Raw genomic sequence first — 16,544 nt, 5'->3', positions numbered from 1 at the left:
CTTTGGGGAAAATCAATGCCCTCATGGAAGCGGGTGCTTCTGATTGAGGATCTGGCGTTCTTGATAACTGGTTGCGGGGTCGCCCGGTTGGGCGCGGACGCTGGCGACCTCGGCTGCCGTAAGGGCAGGTGTGGGTTTGCTCTGGCCCCGGACGATCAGCCAGTTCAGGACATCGGCGATCTGCTGATCATTGAGGCGATCACGGTAAGCGGGCATGGAATAGTCATAACGATACCCCTGCGTGTCAAAACGCCCGCGAAGTCCGTTCAAAAGAACCGTCGCAAGGTAATGGCGGCCTTCCGGAGTCTGGGCAATGACGTCCAGCCGACCAACCAGGGGAGGCGTTTCGCCCGGCATGCCGCTGCCACCATGATGGCAAATTCCGCAGTTCGGGCCGTAAACGGCTTGTCCAGCCGGCTTCTTTCCACAAGAGGTCAGAGCGAGGCAGAGAGGAAGAGCGATCCGTTTCATAGCAGAGGCGTCTGCTGTTCCAGTTTCTGGCGTTCGAGCAGAACTTCTTCGGGAGAAAGCGGATGTTTGCGCTCTTCAGCGATTTCTGCGGCTGTAAAGGTCGGGCCACCGGAGGACATTTCCTGACTGGCCACAAATGTCAGGATCCGTGCGATTTCATCGTCGGGAAGTCGGTGAAATGAAGGCATGGAGCTGTTGTAGGATGCGCCGCCTGCGGTAATGGGGCCATCAAGACCATTCAACAGCACATGAATGATGTAGCGGTGGCCTTCTGGCGTCAGTGCGATATGGCCGACCCGACCAAAGATCGGAGCGACGGCCCGGACCTGTCCATGTCCACCGTGATGGCAGATGCTGCATTCATTCGAATATTCGCGAGGCGCCTGTTCACGATTTTCCCAAGCATGACCGACGACAAATGCAATCGCCAGAAAAATGGCGATAAACAGGGGAAGCCGGATTGCGGGGTCTAATCTGATCACGGACTGTTTGTCGCATTTTCAGACCGCATTCAGCAAGGGCGGGTCTTGGCAAATCCGTCCCGATAGGGCTCATGGGCGCTATCGAAGGGAGAAAGCATGAGCAGCAAGGGACGTCTGGTACTGTATGTGGGGCCAATGTTTGCAGGAAAATCCTCGCATCTGATCAAGGCCGCGGCTGCGCATGAGCGTGTTCTTGCTCTCAAGCCGGGATTCGATACGCGGGATGGCGCCGAACTGGTGAGCCGGGACGGATCACATTTTGCTGCCCGATCCGTGCGTCAGTGGCCCTCACAGGCGGATGAATACGATCATATCGTGCTGGACGAAGTGCAGTTCATGGTTGCCCCGCATTATGAGGGCGACATTGTTGCGGAATTGCAGGCTGCAAAACTGCGCGGGGCGATAGTGACTGTTGGCGGGCTGGATAGTGATTATCGACAGCAACCGTTCGAAATCGTTTCAAAACTAATGCAGTTTGCCGACGATATCATTCATCTTGAGGCCCGGTGCCATACCTGCAACGATCCTGCACGCTGGACGGCCAAGACGCATGAAACAGGGCGTCTTCTCGAGACGGGCGATCAGGAACTGTATGAAGCGCGGTGCAATGCACACTGGTGCCTTCCAGAAAAGCCCTGAGGCTTCTCTGGAAGGGTAGGGCAGTTTTTACTGCTGCCCGTTGTTGACGCCCAGAAGCTGGATCTTGAAGATCAGAGGGCTGTTCGGCGGAATGATGCCCATGGAGCGCTTGCCATAACCTAGCTTGGCGGGAAGGTAGAGCATCCACTCATCCCCAACATGCATCATGGGCAGCGCTTCAAGCCAGCCTTCGACCAGACCATCCAGCGGCATTTCCATGTAAGCGCCGTTACCATGCTGGTCGGAGCTGTCAAAAATGCCCCCATCCGGCAGACGGCCTTCATAGATCACCATCATGGTGGAGCCACGATGCGGACTTTCCCCGTCCTTTGGTCCTGATTTCAGAACCTTGTAAGACAGCCCGTCGGGGAGGGTCTTGACGCCCGGTTCTGCCCGCACTTTCGCCATGAACTGCTCAGGCGTCAGTTCAGGCGCGTCTTCTTTGTGTCCGGCACACCCCGCAAGGAGTGCACCACAAAGGGTCAGGGCTGATGTAAGGCGAAACAGGCTGGTCATGGTCCCCCGCAACTGGTTATGGATCAGAGTGCGCCACCGCGACGGCCAATCTGGCCACCGAGACGCAGGCGCAGTGCGTTGAGCTTGATGAAACCCTGCGCATCCTGCTGATTGTACGCGCCTTCGTCGTCCTCGAATGTCACAACGCGGGTATCGTACAGGCTGTTCGGGCTCTCGCGACCGACGCAAACGACGTTGCCCTTGTAGAGTTTCATGCGGACGCGACCATTGACGGAATGCTGACTGGCATCGATCAGAGCCTGAAGCATCCGGCGCTCAGGCGAGAACCAGAAGCCGTTATAGATCAGCTCGGCATAGCGCGGCATGATGCTGTCCTTGAGGTGGGCAGCTTCGCGGTCCAGCGTGATGCTCTCGATAGAGCGGTGAGCGGCCAGCAGGATCGTACCGCCCGGCGTTTCGTAGATGCCGCGGGACTTCATGCCCACGAAGCGGTTTTCCACAATATCCAGACGGCCAATACCGTTTTCGCGGCCTAGTTCGTTCAGGCGCGTCAGCAGTGTTGCCGGGCTCATTGCAACGCCATTGATGGCAACCGGGTCACCGTTGACGAAGTCGATGCTGATTTCCGTAGCCTTGTCCGGCGCGGCTTCCGGGGAGATGGTGCGCTGGAAGACGATTTCGTCAGGCGCTACAGCCGGGTCTTCGAGCAGTTTGCCTTCGGACGAGGAGTGCAGAAGGTTCGCGTCAACGGAGAACGGGGCTTCGCCGCGCTTGTCCTTCGTGACGGGGATCTGGTTTTCTTCTGCAAACTCAAGCAGCTTCGTCCGGGAGGTCAGCTCCCATTCACGCCATGGGGAAATGACCTTCACGTCCGGCTTTAGGGCATAGTAGCCCAGTTCGAAACGGACCTGATCGTTGCCCTTACCGGTTGCGCCGTGAGCCACAGCATCCGCGCCAACAGCTTCGGCGATCTCAATCTGGCGCTTGGCGATCAGCGGGCGGGCGATGGACGTGCCGAGCAGGTACTGGCCTTCATAGACCGTGTTCGCACGGAACATCGGGAAGACGTAGTCCTTGACGAAGGTCTCGCGCAGATCTTCGACGAAAATTTCCTTCACGCCGAACATCTCGGCCTTTTTGCGTGCTGGCTCCAGCTCTTCGCCCTGACCAAGATCGGCCGTAAAGGTCACGACCTCGCAGTTATAGGTCTTCTGGAGCCATCGGAGGATGACCGAAGTGTCCAGCCCGCCGGAATAGGCGAGAACGACTTTCTTGACGTCCTGATGGGCGCTCATAACTGCGTGGTCCTTATGGTTTTCGTTCGGAAGGCGTTTCTAGCATCCCGCGTTCGTGAGGGAAACCGGGCGTCAGGCGGTTTTGCGCTGACGCTCGCTTTCGGTCTTGAGCTGCCCGCAGGCCGCAAGAATGTCCTGCCCACGTGGGGTACGGATCGGAGAGGCAAAGCCTGCATCCATCACAATTTTCGCAAACTTTGCGAGTTGCTCTCGTGTGGACGGTTTGAAGTCTGAACCAGGCCATGGGTTGAACGGGATCAGGTTGACCTTGGCTGGCATGTCCTTGATCAGGCGCACCAGTTCACGGGCATCGGCTTCGCTGTCATTGACGCCGCGCAGCATGATGTATTCGAACGTGATTCGGCGGGAATTCGACGCTGCCGGATAGCGTCTGCAGGCCGCCATGAGTTCTTCGATCGGATATTTCCGGTTCAGCGGGACGATCTGATCGCGTAGATCGTTCGTGACGGCGTGGAGGGAGATGGCAAGATTGATGCCGAGTTCATCGCCGCAGCGGTCCATCATCGGGACGACACCGGATGTGGACAGCGTGATGCGGCGGCGCGACAGAGCAATGCCTTCACCATCCATGATGATGCGCATGGCCTTGGCCACGTTGTCATAATTATAGAGCGGCTCACCCATTCCCATCAAAACGATGGTGGACAGGAAGCGCGGCATGTCTGCGCTCGGGCTTGGCCATTCCTTGTAGCTGTCCCGTGCTGCCATGAACTGGCCGACGATTTCTGCCGGTCCCAGGTTGCGGACGAGCTTCTGGGTCCCGGTATGACAGAATGTGCAGGAGAGGGTGCAACCGACCTGTGACGAAATGCACACCGCACCGCGATCTTCCTTGCGGTCCGGAATATAGACCGTCTCGGCTTCCTGTCCGTCGCGGAAGCGGAAAAGGAATTTGCGGGTAGCATCGACGGATGTCTGTTCCGTCGTTGTCGTGGGGCGGCCGACGATGAAGTGTTCTGCCAGCTTCGCCTGAAGAGGCTTGGCAATGGTGCTCATCTTCGAAAAGTCGGTTGCGCCCTGGTGGTAGATCCAGTGCCAGATCTGCTTTGCCCGGAATGGCTTTTCGCCAATTTCGGTCATCAGGGTGGCAAGTTCCTCACGCGACATGCCAACCAGATCGCGGCGGCCATCTTCCAGCCGGGCTTCCGGTGGAGCGAAGAGGGCGGATTTCGCGCGGATACGCTCCCGCTCGGCCTCGTTCAGATCATCTGAAGCGACGGAGTTGATGCGCGGGCGGGTATCTGGGTGTGTCAGGACGGTCATGGCGGCGGACCCATAGCACGGAGAGAGCGCGGATTTCCAAAGGAAAGTGAGTCTTGATGCAATGGGATGGACTCTTTGTACCAATCGGTACAAATTGGGCACGCCACTTTCAATCAGGAAACTGCACCATGAACATCAGACCACCCCTGCCGCCGTTCACGCGTGAAACGGCCATACAGAAAGTTCGTGCTGCAGAAGATGCATGGAATGGTCAGTGCCCGGAGCGGATAGCTCTGGCCTATTCGCAGGATAGCCGTTGGCGAAATCGGGATGAATTTCTCGCTGGTCAGGCTGAAATTACGGCATTTCTTACCCGGAAATGGGAACGGGAACTCGAGTACCGTCTGATTAAGGAGCTTTGGGCATTTGATGGAAACAGGATCGCGGTACGGTTCGCCTATGAATGGCGCGATCAGAGTGGTCAGTGGTGGCGTTCTTATGGAAACGAAAACTGGCGCTTCAATGATGCCGGGCTGATGGATGAACGGCATGCCAGTATCAATGACGTCCGGATCGGAGAGGCAGAGCGTTTATTCCGTTGGGAAGAATCGGTGCGGCCTGATTTTCATCCAGGGCTGAGTGAGATGGGTCTGTGACGACTTCTTTCCGTCGGGACCGTGATCCAGTTCTTCAGGCAATTGCTGAGGTCTTCCGGCGCCATGGATATGAGGGGACTTCTCTTAGTCGTTTGACCACCGCAACCGGGCTGGGAAAGGGGAGTCTTTATAACCTTTTCCCGCATGGGAAAGAGCAGATGGCCACCGAAGTGCTGGCTCATATCCAGCGATGGTTTGAGACAGAAATTTTTGTGCCGCTTAAAGTGACTGAAGATCCGTCGGCGGGAATTGAACGCATGTTTCGGAGTACGGAACAGTATTTCCAGTCAGGTCAGAGAATTTGTCTGATGGGCCTTATGGCATTGGATGGGGACACGCCGTTCGGGACACAGATCCAGGCTTATTTTTCCGACTGGCAGACCGCTCTGGCCTCAGCGATTCACAAATCTGGAAAGCCTCAGGAGGAAGCCACTGATCTTGCAGAAGAGATTGTCAGTGGGATTCAAGGGGCTCTGGTTCTGGCGCATGCGCGATCCGATGCAGGGATTTTCCTGCGTCGGATGCAGTCATTCAGGCGTCGGCTGGCATTTCCGTGCGGCGGGCTGCAATAAGAAATTCCCGATTGCCTTCGGGGCCAGTAATCGGGCTGGCTTCGATTCCAAGGACTTCCCAGCCAGGGAGTGAGGCAAACCAGTCCCGGATTTCGGCGCAGACACGGTCATGGACGGCAGGATCTCGCACCACACCTTTTGCCCCCACTTCTCCGCGACCTGCTTCGAACTGAGGCTTGATCAGCGCAATCGCCCATGCGTCAGGCGTTGTCAGGGCCAGAGCGGCGGGAAGTACTGTCTTGAGGCCAATGAAGCTTGCGTCACAGACGACAATGCCAGCCACTTCAGGGATTTGCTCCGCCGTGAGGGCGCGGGCATTCGTCTTTTCCATGACGACGACCCGCTCGTCGGAGCGGATCTTCCATGAAAGCTGACCGTGCCCGACGTCGACGGCATAGACCTTGCTGGCGCCATGGGTCAGCAGAACATCTGTAAAACCGCCTGTGGAGGCACCGACATCAATGGCGATACGGCCTTTCGGGTCCAGCCCAAAATGCTCGATGCCATGAATGAGCTTCAGGCCACCGCGGGACACCCAGGGATGATCCTGCCCTTTGAGGGATAAGGGAGCATCCTCGGGAATCTGGTCACCAGCCTTCGCGATGCGCCTGTCCCCATTATAGGCCAGACCCGCCATGATGAGGGCTTGGGCGCGGGTCCGGCTTTCGACCAGCCCCCGATCAACGAGGAGCTGGTCTGCACGGCGTTTAGCCATGGATCAGGCGGACTGCTGGGCGACTTCAACGCCCAGCGCTGCAGCAGCAGTGCGCACAATGTGCGGAGCCGTCAGGCCAGCTTCGTCGTACTGAACGTCGGGGTTGTTATGGTCGATGTATTTGTCTGGCAGTGCCATCGGACGGAACTTCACCGTATCCAGCTTGCCGGTTTCAGCAAGATGCTGAACGACCAGGCTGCTGAAGCCGCCGATAGCACCTTCTTCCAGCGTGATCAGTACGTCATGCTGTGCGACCAGGTCATCCACCAGCTTGGTGTCGATCGGCTTGGCGAAGCGTGCATCTGCGACAGTTACGGCGACGCCCTGTGCGGCAAGCTGGTCTGCTGCGCGAAGGGATTCGTGCAGACGGGTTCCCAGCGACAGGATGGCGACACCGGAACGTGTGCCCGGAGCCTGACGGGACTCGCGAACGATACGACCCTTACCGATTTCCAGAACTTCTCCCTTTTCAGGCAGGTCCAGACCAATCCCGCTGCCACGCGGGTAACGGAAAGCGATCGGGCCAGCATCGTATTCGCAGGCCGTTGCAGTCGCGTGGAGCAGTTCGATTTCGTCAGACGGTGCCATGACGATCATGTTCGGCAGACAGCACAGGTAGTTCAGGTCGAAAGAACCGGCATGCGTTGCGCCGTCAGCGCCAACGAGACCTGCACGGTCGATCGCAAAGCGGACCGGCAGGTTCTGCAGGGCAACGTCATGGACGACCTGATCGTAGGCGCGCTGAAGGAACGTCGAATAGATTGCGCAGAACGGACGCAGACCTTCGGATGCAATGCCAGCAGCAAAAGTGACGGCGTGCTGCTCTGCGATACCGACGTCAAAGAAACGGTCAGGATAGGCTTTTGCGAAAGCTGTCAGGCCGGTGCCGGACGGCATGGCAGCCGTGACTGTGACAAGCTTGTCGTCGGTCTTGGCGCGGCGCATCAGTTCGCGGCTGAAAACGGACGTATAGCTTGGCGGACCGGCTGGAGCCTTCTTCTGCTCGCCCGTTACAACATTGAACTTGTTGACGGCATGGTACTTGTCGCCTGCAGTTTCGGCAGGCTTATAGCCGCGACCCTTTTCCGTGATGATGTGGAGCAGGATCGGTCCCTGATCGTCCGCATCACGGAGGTTGCGCAGGATGGGAACAAGCTGGCTCATGTCATGGCCGTCAACCGGGCCGACATAATAGAAGCCAAGTTCTTCAAACAGCGTGCCGCCAGTGATCATGCCACGGGCATATTCTTCGGCGCGCTTGGCTGTGCGCTCGATCTTGCCGGGCAGGCGCTTAGCGACCTTGCCAGCCAGATCCCGCAGACCGAAGAACTGGCGTGAGGACATCAGACGCGACAGGTAGTTCGACATTGAGCCAACCGGAGGGGCGATCGACATTTCGTTGTCGTTCAGCACCACGATCAGGCGGTTTGCGCCTGGCCCTGCAACGGCGGCGTTGTTCATGGCTTCGTAAGCCATGCCAGCGGAAATGGAACCGTCACCGATGACCGCAATCACGTTGCGTTCGTGGTAGCTCGGATCTTTTTCGGCGTGGAGATGATGCGCCACAGCCATGCCGAGACCGGCGGAAATGGATGTGGAAGAATGTGCTGCACCGAACGGGTCGTATTCGCTTTCCGCGCGACGGGTGAAACCGGACAGGCCTTCTGGCTGACGCAGCGTACGGATGCGATCACGACGGCCCGTCAGAATTTTGTGCGGGTAAGCCTGATGGCCAACGTCCCAGATGATCCGGTCATCAGGCGTGTTGAATACGGCGTGCAGCGCGACGGTCAGTTCGACGACGCCAAGCGACGCACCAAGATGGCCGCCGGTCGTGGAAACGGCGTCAACCGTTTCTGAGCGCAGTTCGTCAGCAAGCTGCTTGAGCTGATCGACGGAAAGATTCCGCATGTCTGATGGCAGCGTTACGCGGTCCAGAACCGGATAGCGGCCGTAAGTAGGAATCGTAGAAGACGGGTTGCTCATGAAATCAGTTCCTGCGCTCGACGACGTAGTCTGCAAGGGCCCTGAGGGCTGCGGCCTGTGCGCCGAAAGATGAAAGGGCCTCCCGGGCCTGATCGCTCAGGCGGCGGGCCTCGGCGCGGGCTCCGTCAATGCCGAGCAGGGAGACATAGGTTGATTTTCCGCTGGCTTCATCCTTGCCAGCAGTCTTGCCGAGTTCCTCGGCGCTTGCGGTCGTGTCCAGAACATCGTCAGCGACCTGAAAAGCCGTTCCAAGATCACGACCATAAGCGACGATGGCGTCCCGGCGTTCATCGTTCACGCCAGCCAGAATGGCACCAGACTCTGCTGCGTAGCGGATCAGGGCGCCTGTCTTCAGAGCGTGAAGGCGGCGGACGTCGTTCAGCGGCAGGGCACGGCCTTCACCGCGAATATCCACGACCTGACCACCAACCATGCCAGCCGCGCCGGAAGCACGGGCCAGAGCGAGGGCCAGATTGGCGCGGATTGTGGCATCCGGGCTGGTTTCAGGTTCAACGAGGATTTCGAACGCGCGTGTCTGGAGGGCATCGCCCGCAAGAATGGCAATCGCTTCGTCAAACTGGCGGTGCGTTGAGGGTTGTCCGCGGCGCAGATCATCGTCATCCATGGAAGGGAGATCGTCATGCACCAGCGAGTAGGCGTGCAGCATCTCGACGGACGCCGCAACGCGCAGTGCGGCCTGACGATCCGCTCCAAACAGGGAAGCAACTTCTACGGCCAGAAAGCCGCGCAGACGCTTGCCGCCGCCGAGGGAGGCGTAGCGCATGGCTTCGAGAAGAACGGATTCGTCACCCGGGACCATTGGGAGCAGAGCGTCGATTGTCGCTTCAATATCCGTGCAGGCGTGGGCGAGAGCCTCCTTGAGGGAGGTGGACGTGGTGGTGGCACTCATCGGCCGGTCTCTCCGGTATCGGCAAGAGGCTCCGTGCCTGTGCTGCCGTCATCGTTCTGCACGATGGCACGCACACGCATTTCGGCCTCTCCCAGCTTTGCATCGCAGTGTTTGCGCAGGGCAGCACCGCGTTCATAGGCTGAAATGGCGTCTTCAAGCTTCATCTGTCCGCCCTCAAGGCCACGGACGATCCGCTCCAGCTCGGAGAGAGCCTCTTCGAAAGACATGGCATCAATAGGTTCGGGCATGGAAAGCCTCAGGACATGTTTTGGAAACAAGGTAGCGAGGGATTACAGCCAGATGACAGCTTTTGCCAGCCCTGTGCATGGGAACGGGGGAGTTTCCTCAGAAGGGTTGCGTTTCTGCACGCCTGCGGATGACGAAGGACAGGACGCCTGCGCTTTCGGTAAAGGCGACGAGGGCATGTCCTGTTTCACGGCAGTAAGACTGGAAATCTGCCACCGAGGCGCGATCTGTCGCCAGAATGCGAAGGCGGGCGCCGGGCGTCATGTCGCGGAGCGCACGGTTCGCCTTGAGAACAGGCATGGGGCAGGCGAGACCACGCAGGTCCAGCAGGGTCTCCGTCGGAGGTAATGTCATGGTGTCCGTTATGCCTCGGCATGGATCGCGGGCCAAGAGATCGTTTTTCCGTTGCTGGAATGTGAGGATTTTTCTATATTTGTGGCTTAATGCCATAAAGCGTCCTTCGGGGCGCTTTTTCTGTTTTTGGAGAATGTATGGAAAAGCAGGTGTGCGAGAGCCCATCGGTTTCTGAGAGAAATGAGCGCCGTGCCTATACGTTGCGGGTTCTGGAAGACCGGGTTCTGCGGTTGGAAACCGTGGCTGGAGGATTGTCTGATCGGTATGAGCAACTGCGGACAGAAATGCGTCAGGAGATCAGTTCTCTTCGTAACCAGATGAAATCTCTTGAGACCAAGATGGATGACGGTAACAGGATTGTGAATGGAAAATTGGACCGTCTGATCGGTGGACGTGCGGTTCTGACGGCTCTTGTGACATTGGCGACATCTATTCTTGGCACAGGGATGGTGCATTTTGCCCTGTCCCTGAGTACGCATTGAGGGGGCGGCATCATGACTGGACTTGATGTTGCTCAACTTAAGCATTGTGTCGTTGACCCCACACTGACGGGTCTTGGACTCGGAGGAGCAGCGGCTGTTAACCTCCTGACTGGAACGGCACTTGCAGAAAGTCGAGGCATGTATCTGAAGCAGGTCGGCGGAGGCCCTGCGCTTGGATTGTGGCAAATGGAACCAGCAACACATGACGATTGCTGGAACAACTTTCTCCGTTTCCCAGTGGGAAAACGCCTTGGTTGTCTTCTGGAGGAGATGCTGGCGCCGGATCTGCCCCGTAGCGCCCAGATGATTACAAACCTGCGATATGCCTGCGCGATGGCCCGTATTCGTTTTTATCGCGTGAAAGAGGCTCTGCCGGGTGCGCATGACCCTTATGCCCTCAGTCGCTATCATAAGGTGCATTATAATACGGTTCTGGGTGCGGCTGACCCTAGCGCGAATGCCGTCTATTTCAAGGCGGCATTGCAGGCATAGAAGAATGAGCGATGCCGGGGACTTGTATGCATCACGCTCCCGACACCGCAGACCTGACCTTAAACCGCCTTATTATGACGGAATAGTGGCGTTGCTGACGCGGAAGAGTTTTATTTGATTGGTTTTTATAATTATCTGACGAGTGGCAATATCCGGTTTGCAGGATTCCCACAAAAGGTTGCCGGGCCAGTGTGGGAAAGTATCAGACCACGGTGAATCCAGACTGTTCCGCCAATGTCGATCCATCTGCGACAAAAGGCATAATCTTCGGAAAGATAGGTTCGGGTCTCTGGTTCGATCATACAATCGAAGAGAGCGAACGCGTCTGTTTGTTCATGGGTAAATGGGCTGTGGTCTCCGCTCTGTTGAGCATCAATCCGTCTATAGCGGCTCTCTGGATAGGCAGCGGTCATGCGTTGAATGGTTGCGCGGGTTAATAAAAGGAAGCCTGTTCCAACATAAGAGACCTGAGCCACATCCGAAGGCGTTTTTTCTTCATAAAGAGCCGCACAATCTCCAACATAGCGGAGACTGGCAGTTTCAGGGGGCTCGCCCGATGCGAGAAAACGCTCTGTATTCTTGTCCCAGTAATGGGATTTGAGGGGATATACGCCCCCGATAACAGGCTTGTCAGCGGCAAGGAGAGCCTGAATATCCGAAAATGAAAAACCGATATCGCTGTCGATAAAAAGCAAATGGCTTGCATCTGTCATGGTGATGAACTGATGCAGAAGCGTATTTCTGGCTCTGGTAATCAGCGCATCGCTTCCCAGCGTTGACAGCGTCAGGCGGATATTCTGGGAGGCGGCTTCCGCCATGCAACCGATGACGGACTGCATGTAGGACTGGGTAACAGATCCGCCGAAGCAGGGTGTCGCGATAAAAATATGGGGGCTGGCACTCATGCTGTGCATGTTGGGCCTGCCCCTCTTAACAAAGACTTAAATTGAGAGCGATTAAAGTCCTTAGCTGCCCATATGGCTCTGAAGAATCATGTAGAGAAGAAATGCGGCATCAAGGCCAAGAACGATCGGTGTCAGACGTTTGAAGTCTCGCAGGGCGAGCGCCAGTCCGGTATAAAGGAGCAGACCACAGGACAGGCTGAGCATGAAATTGCCGGTCACGCCTGCGATGAGCAGCATTGTCAAAGGCGGAATGGCATCGGAGGGATTGTCTGCAACGCGATGCAGGCTTCCGAGCATGTTCAGCCCCACGAGAACCAGAACAGGCGCTGTTGCGATTGCTGGAATGGCAGTGATCAGTGGCCAGAAAACGGACGATACAGCGAACAGAAGTGCCACAACCAGTGCGCTCAGCCCTGTACGGCCACCAGCTTCCACGCCGGCCAGACTTTCCACATATGCTGAAACCGTACAGGTCCCGAGGCTGGCACCAATGATGCTGGCGGCACCGTCCGAGGCAAAAGCGCGATGATCGAGTGCTGGCTTCTCCGGTGTTCCATCCAGTCCCGCACGGTGAGCCACGCTCATCATAGTGGCCGTTGCATCAAAAAAATCGCTGATGAGGAAGTAAAGCGTGATGGGGATGAGCAGGCCGAGATGGGAAAAGAAACCGGCAAAATCAAAGGGCAGGAAGAGGTTGGTCGGATAATGTGGCCAGTCCACAGCATGGGCAGGCAGGGTTGTGATCGTACCCTTGTCCGTATGGATGAAAAGGCCTGCAACCGTCAGGGTTGAAATGGCAAGAAGCAGCCCGGCTGGAACACGCAGGACGACCAGAACCGCACAGAGAAGTACGCCCGCCATACTGAGGAGGACTGATGGATCGCTCAGGGAACCGAAGGTCAGACCCTGCGCGGTAGGTACCGCGATACCGCCGGTCGTCAGGCCAATACGGGCAATGAAGGCGCCGAGGGCGACCTGGATGCCCAGAACGATTGAGGGCGGAAAACCACGGATGATGCGCTGTCTGATTTGGCTGAGCGAAAGCGCCGTGAAGCAGAGGCCGCTGAACAAGACGACAGTAAAGGCTGTGCGTGGGCTGACATGCGCCTGCTGAACCACAACCTGTGCAAACAGCACATTGCTGCTCATGGCGGGAGCCAGCGCAATGGGGAGCCGCGCCCAGAGCGCCATCAGCAATGTGCCAGCAACCGCTCCGGCGATGGTCGTCATGACCATATCATGCCGGTCCAGCCCCGCGGCGGACAGGATGGAAGGATTGACGGCGACGATATAGGCCATGGCGCCAAAGATCGTCAGACCAGCAACGATCTCACGGGGTACGGTGGAGCCACGGGCGGAAATATGAAACCAGCGGTCGAGTGTGGACAGCAACGATCAGGCACTCCGGCGGGAACGAACATTGTGCTCAGCTATAGTGAAAAATGCTCATTCCGCCATGGGGCTCTGATGTTTTTTCATTTCGGCTTCGATTTTTGTGCCCATGCTTTGCGCACCTGGGATGGTGTCAGGTGTTTTATAGGCTTGCCTGTTCCGCTCTGTTTTTCAGGATGCGGCACGCTGCTGACTCCTGCGCCTGTGGTGCCACCCGGTGCAATTCCAGCAGCCGGATTTGTGTTGGCTTCCTGAACTGCGCGCTCACAAGCAGAGCCTTCTCCGACACCAAGCTGGATCGTCGGGATCAACGCTGCGGGCGGGAACAGGACGCCAAGCCCTACAGAGGCAGCAACCCGGCCAACAAGTTCTGCTCCAGGCAAAATATTGGGGCTACTAAGAGGGCCAAAAATGTGAACCGCGCCGGGTAAGGAGAGGATCTGTGGATGGATGGCGCGCGTAGTAACGGCGTAATCCAGCGTGTCATTGTGAAAGTTGACTGTGCCTGTCCCGGTCGTACGGGTCGTTTCTGTTTGTAGCAGGAGGGACTTTGTTTTCAGGATACCGTTGTCCAGAGGCATGTCCGCCACGAGGCATTCCAGCTTGGATCGGTCCGGGATTCCAAGTGCGGAAAGAACGGCAGAGCCCAGTTTGAGGCCCAGAAGGTCGGGCAGAAGTGCCGTCACATCGCCCCCGCGATCCAGTACCAGCGTGGTTCCGCCATCGCCATTGGCAACCAGAGACGCGACGGAATTGCCGGTTGATGTGAGTGTGATATGGCCGCCAATTGTCCCTTCACCCTTGAAGGTGTCCGTAGCCTTCATGATTCGGGATAGGGGCAGACGAGAAACATCCAGACGGAATTTCGTTCGGAACTGTTCGTTTTTAGTCGGTTGCAGCGTTGCTGTTGCAATGATTTTTCCCGAACCGGTCGCAAAAGACAGGTGCTTCAGATCGATGGCACCATCTTTGACTTCAAATTCCGTATCGATGTTGTCCAGAGGCCAGTCTTTGTTGCGGATATGATCACCGTGATAGGTGACATGCGCATTCACGGCATTCAGCTTGGGAACATTGATTTTCTGGTCAGGCAGAACGCTGCGGCTGGGCGAAGCAGTCTTTTTTGCTTCGCCTGTTTTGGCACCAACGAACCCTCCCAGATCGGCCAGATCAACCGAATGGGAATGGAGTGCCGCTTCGACGAAGGGGGGCTTGAGATGCGGGTTGACGTTGATGTCGCCGCCGATATCGGACGAGCCCATCCTGCCTTCAAATTTCTGGAAACGAATGGCGCTCTCGGAGTAACTGAGATTACCCGTGATGCTGTAGGCAGGTGTATGCGGGATGGGTATGCCTGTCAGACCGTAGAGCAAAGACATGTCCGGTCCTGCAAAGTGAAGTGCTAGCTTCGTGCCCTTGAAGTGCAGAGGATCATCAACCGTACCTTTCAGAGTGGCATAGGTCGGACCATTCTCAATGCGCCCATCAATGGGATAAGGCTCTGCGGGTTGTGTCAGGGAGAGCAGGGCGCCTCCAACGATATGACCATTAATTGGCGCCTGGGCGTAACGGCCCTTGAGATCCACAACAACATTACCCTTGGTGCCGTTCTGTGGTGGCGTTGTGTGAATCAAGACGTGCATGTCGGTCTTGAGCTGTGCGAGCGCCAGCCGGATATCGGCATCCTGAATATCAATTTCGCCAATGTCCGGTAAGGTCATGGGCTTTGATGGCGTTTGTGTTTCTGCCTTCTCAGTCGTGCCGCCGAAGGTATAGTTGTTCTGGCCATTTATCCGGGAAATGACATCGCCCTTGGGCGTATCCATCCGAATGACTGGAATAAAAAGCCCACGTCTCGTCAGATAGCGCCAGACATCTACTTTGACTGTCAGGGATTTCGCAGATGCGAAATCTGCCTTTTCCTTTTTGAATCCTTCGGGTTGGGAAATCTTCAGATCATCGACCGTAACGCTGGTTCTAAGCCCCGGCGACACATGGAGATGAGCAATGCTGACCGGTCGATGAAGCGCGTCAGAGGCTTTGCGATTGATAAGAGGGACAAACCAGTCCCACTGCCAGATCATGATCAGAATGAGGATGCCAAGAGCGAGGACCCCGAAGACACCACCGGTCGTCTTAAGGGCTAAGTGCCGACTACGACTGGTTGATCCGGGGGACGAAGATGTTTCACTCACCATTGTAATTCCCCATTACGAAAAGTCTGGCAGGATTGAAAAGATGACTGCATTGGTATGAATACGATTTGCAGTCGGGCCAGTTTCGCTCGCAGGGAAAAGAGTACGGAAATGCGTGAAGACGACCCTCTGACCAAGCTGCGTGAAGTCAGCCGCACCATTCATGAGCAGGTCGACAAAGCCTATTCGGGATTCAGTCTGTCAGATGCTGCTTCCTACACGGCGTTTCTACAGGCGCACGGACGTGTTTTGCCGCAGGTTGAAGCCTGGTTGAAAACAATTGTGAACCTTCCATCCTGGCGCGAACGGACGGAGTATCTCCGAAGCGACCTTGCTGAATTGGGGCATGATCTTCCGGAGTATCTGGATTGGCAGCCTCCTTCAGGAGCAGGGGCTCCACTCGGGGCTTTGTATGTTCTGGAAGGATCGCGGCTTGGCGGTAAAATGCTGGCTGCCCAGGTTGGTGCAGGTTTGCCGCACACCTATCTTTCGGCAGGGCACGAAAAAGGCGCGTGGCCAGCTTTCCTTCAAACTTTGAGAGAACGTCTTCAGAATGCTGACGACAGTTACCGTCAATCAGTCATGGATGGCGTGACGTCAGCGTTCGACCTTTTCCGGAAGGCCGCAACAGTCAGGGGGTAGGTGACGCGTATTTGGTGGGGCGAATGTTGCGGGGAACAAGGCCTGGAAAGGCTTCAGACAACCGCTCTGCTTCGTCGGGTGGAAGCATTGCAATGGCGCATCCCAAAGCAGTTGCGTCTGGAGTGGGCAATCTTTCAAGCCCTCGCAAAAGCGCGGCAAGAGTGTGCCCACCCTGACAGAGGACCGTGAATGCGGTGATTCGATTGGAAAGCTCTGCAGAGGGCGTATGCTTGACGAGTGCTTGGTCGGGTATTGGGAGTGCCACGTTTTGATCCGTCAGAGGAGACACAATGAGACGTCTCTCGGGATCAAGTTTTAGCGGGACGATCGGGAGAAGGCATGGGGACTGCTCCACATCCAGACAGGATACGGAACAGAGGCGCTCTGTAATGAGATATGCCGGGTGAGA

General features: G+C 56.8%; 19 protein-coding genes and 1 pseudogene. 6 read left to right on the top strand and 14 right to left on the bottom strand.

Annotated elements, in window-relative coordinates; all coding sequences use genetic code 11:
• Positions 1 to 21: 21 nt before the first annotated feature.
• Positions 22 to 471, bottom strand: coding sequence for a c-type cytochrome (locus tag AC3B6F_RS02865; protein WP_062504695.1), 450 nt, complete (start codon positions 469 to 471; stop codon positions 22 to 24).
• Entirely contained in the window at positions 468 to 953 is a 486-nt protein-coding gene (locus AC3B6F_RS02860) for a c-type cytochrome (protein WP_489823330.1), read from the bottom strand. The genes AC3B6F_RS02865 and AC3B6F_RS02860 overlap by 4 nt, the downstream gene beginning before the upstream one ends.
• Positions 954 to 1,049: 96 nt before the next feature.
• Here AC3B6F_RS02860 and AC3B6F_RS02855 point away from each other — a divergent pair, with 96 nt between their 5' ends.
• On the top strand, positions 1,050 to 1,592 hold the full coding sequence (locus AC3B6F_RS02855; RefSeq protein ID WP_211568550.1) for a thymidine kinase: 543 nt from the start codon (positions 1,050 to 1,052) through the stop codon (positions 1,590 to 1,592).
• Between the two features lie 27 nt (positions 1,593 to 1,619).
• On the opposite strand, the gene AC3B6F_RS02850 is transcribed toward AC3B6F_RS02855, so the two are convergent.
• The 3 genes from AC3B6F_RS02850 to rlmN all read right to left on the bottom strand — a co-directional run bounded on the left by AC3B6F_RS02850 (position 1,620) and on the right by rlmN (position 4,648).
• Positions 1,620 to 2,108 (bottom strand): FKBP-type peptidyl-prolyl cis-trans isomerase, encoded by a 489-nt coding sequence (locus AC3B6F_RS02850; protein WP_034880451.1) that lies wholly within the window; start codon positions 2,106 to 2,108, stop codon positions 1,620 to 1,622.
• 23 nt (positions 2,109 to 2,131) lie between these two features.
• The gene (locus AC3B6F_RS02845; RefSeq protein WP_007282854.1) at positions 2,132 to 3,364 is read right to left on the bottom strand and encodes an argininosuccinate synthase; all 1,233 of its coding nucleotides are present in this window, start codon (positions 3,362 to 3,364) and stop codon (positions 2,132 to 2,134) included.
• 72 nt (positions 3,365 to 3,436) lie between these two features.
• Positions 3,437 to 4,648 (bottom strand): dual-specificity RNA methyltransferase RlmN, encoded by a 1,212-nt coding sequence (gene rlmN / locus AC3B6F_RS02840; RefSeq protein WP_061928879.1) that lies wholly within the window; start codon positions 4,646 to 4,648, stop codon positions 3,437 to 3,439.
• A 128-nt stretch (positions 4,649 to 4,776) separates the two neighbouring features.
• On the opposite strand from rlmN, the gene AC3B6F_RS02835 reads away from it, so the two are divergent.
• Positions 4,777 to 5,244, top strand: a complete 468-nt coding sequence (locus AC3B6F_RS02835; protein WP_489823329.1) for a nuclear transport factor 2 family protein — start codon at positions 4,777 to 4,779, stop codon at positions 5,242 to 5,244.
• Positions 5,241 to 5,816 (top strand): TetR/AcrR family transcriptional regulator, encoded by a 576-nt coding sequence (locus tag AC3B6F_RS02830; RefSeq protein ID WP_489823328.1) that lies wholly within the window; start codon positions 5,241 to 5,243, stop codon positions 5,814 to 5,816. Before AC3B6F_RS02835 ends, AC3B6F_RS02830 begins: the two co-directional genes overlap by 4 nt.
• Here AC3B6F_RS02830 and AC3B6F_RS02825 read toward each other — a convergent pair.
• The 5 genes from AC3B6F_RS02825 to AC3B6F_RS02805 all read right to left on the bottom strand — a co-directional run bounded on the left by AC3B6F_RS02825 (position 5,776) and on the right by AC3B6F_RS02805 (position 10,027).
• Complete coding sequence (locus tag AC3B6F_RS02825) at positions 5,776 to 6,531, bottom strand: TlyA family RNA methyltransferase (protein WP_489823327.1); 756 nt, start codon at positions 6,529 to 6,531, stop codon at positions 5,776 to 5,778. The genes AC3B6F_RS02830 and AC3B6F_RS02825 overlap by 41 nt on opposite strands.
• 3 nt (positions 6,532 to 6,534) lie before the next feature.
• On the bottom strand, positions 6,535 to 8,517 hold the full coding sequence (gene dxs / locus AC3B6F_RS02820) for a 1-deoxy-D-xylulose-5-phosphate synthase (protein ID WP_489823326.1): 1,983 nt from the start codon (positions 8,515 to 8,517) through the stop codon (positions 6,535 to 6,537).
• 4 nt (positions 8,518 to 8,521) lie between these two features.
• Positions 8,522 to 9,427 (bottom strand): polyprenyl synthetase family protein, encoded by a 906-nt coding sequence (locus AC3B6F_RS02815; RefSeq protein ID WP_010501911.1) that lies wholly within the window; start codon positions 9,425 to 9,427, stop codon positions 8,522 to 8,524.
• The gene (locus AC3B6F_RS02810; RefSeq protein WP_010501909.1) at positions 9,424 to 9,675 is read right to left on the bottom strand and encodes an exodeoxyribonuclease VII small subunit; all 252 of its coding nucleotides are present in this window, start codon (positions 9,673 to 9,675) and stop codon (positions 9,424 to 9,426) included. The genes AC3B6F_RS02815 and AC3B6F_RS02810 overlap by 4 nt, the downstream gene beginning before the upstream one ends.
• 97 nt (positions 9,676 to 9,772) lie before the next feature.
• Positions 9,773 to 10,027, bottom strand: a complete 255-nt coding sequence (locus tag AC3B6F_RS02805; RefSeq protein WP_026017447.1) for a sulfurtransferase TusA family protein — start codon at positions 10,025 to 10,027, stop codon at positions 9,773 to 9,775.
• Between the two features lie 137 nt (positions 10,028 to 10,164).
• Here AC3B6F_RS02805 and AC3B6F_RS02800 point away from each other — a divergent pair, with 137 nt between their 5' ends.
• Positions 10,165 to 10,509, top strand: a complete 345-nt coding sequence (locus tag AC3B6F_RS02800) for a hypothetical protein (protein ID WP_489823325.1) — start codon at positions 10,165 to 10,167, stop codon at positions 10,507 to 10,509.
• 12 nt (positions 10,510 to 10,521) lie between these two features.
• Positions 10,522 to 11,001 (top strand): hypothetical protein, encoded by a 480-nt coding sequence (locus AC3B6F_RS02795; RefSeq protein ID WP_489823324.1) that lies wholly within the window; start codon positions 10,522 to 10,524, stop codon positions 10,999 to 11,001.
• A gap of 131 nt (positions 11,002 to 11,132) precedes the next feature.
• Here AC3B6F_RS02795 and AC3B6F_RS02790 read toward each other — a convergent pair whose 3' ends face one another.
• The 3 genes from AC3B6F_RS02790 to AC3B6F_RS02780 form a co-directional block, all read right to left on the bottom strand.
• Positions 11,133 to 11,915 (bottom strand): hypothetical protein, encoded by a 783-nt coding sequence (locus AC3B6F_RS02790; protein WP_489823323.1) that lies wholly within the window; start codon positions 11,913 to 11,915, stop codon positions 11,133 to 11,135.
• A gap of 51 nt (positions 11,916 to 11,966) precedes the next feature.
• Positions 11,967 to 13,298: an NCS2 family permease gene (locus AC3B6F_RS02785; protein WP_489823322.1), complete on the bottom strand. Its 1,332-nt coding sequence runs from the start codon at positions 13,296 to 13,298 to the stop codon at positions 11,967 to 11,969.
• An 83-nt stretch (positions 13,299 to 13,381) separates the two neighbouring features.
• Entirely contained in the window at positions 13,382 to 15,496 is a 2,115-nt protein-coding gene (locus tag AC3B6F_RS02780; protein ID WP_489823321.1) for an AsmA family protein, read from the bottom strand.
• 108 nt (positions 15,497 to 15,604) lie between these two features.
• On the opposite strand from AC3B6F_RS02780, the gene AC3B6F_RS02775 reads away from it, so the two are divergent.
• Complete coding sequence (locus AC3B6F_RS02775) at positions 15,605 to 16,135, top strand: biliverdin-producing heme oxygenase (RefSeq protein WP_489823320.1); 531 nt, start codon at positions 15,605 to 15,607, stop codon at positions 16,133 to 16,135.
• Here the strand turns inward: AC3B6F_RS02775 and AC3B6F_RS02770 are convergent.
• Positions 16,125 to 16,544 (bottom strand): annotated as a pseudogene (locus AC3B6F_RS02770) (glycosyltransferase family 2 protein); the annotation flags it as partial. The gene AC3B6F_RS02775 and the pseudogene AC3B6F_RS02770 sit on opposite strands and share 11 nt — an antisense overlap.

The organism is Gluconobacter sp. ESL1110 (genome assembly GCF_058107395.1).
The sequence above is the reverse complement of the archived record's forward strand: the minus strand, read 5'-3'. Positions and strand labels throughout refer to the sequence as shown.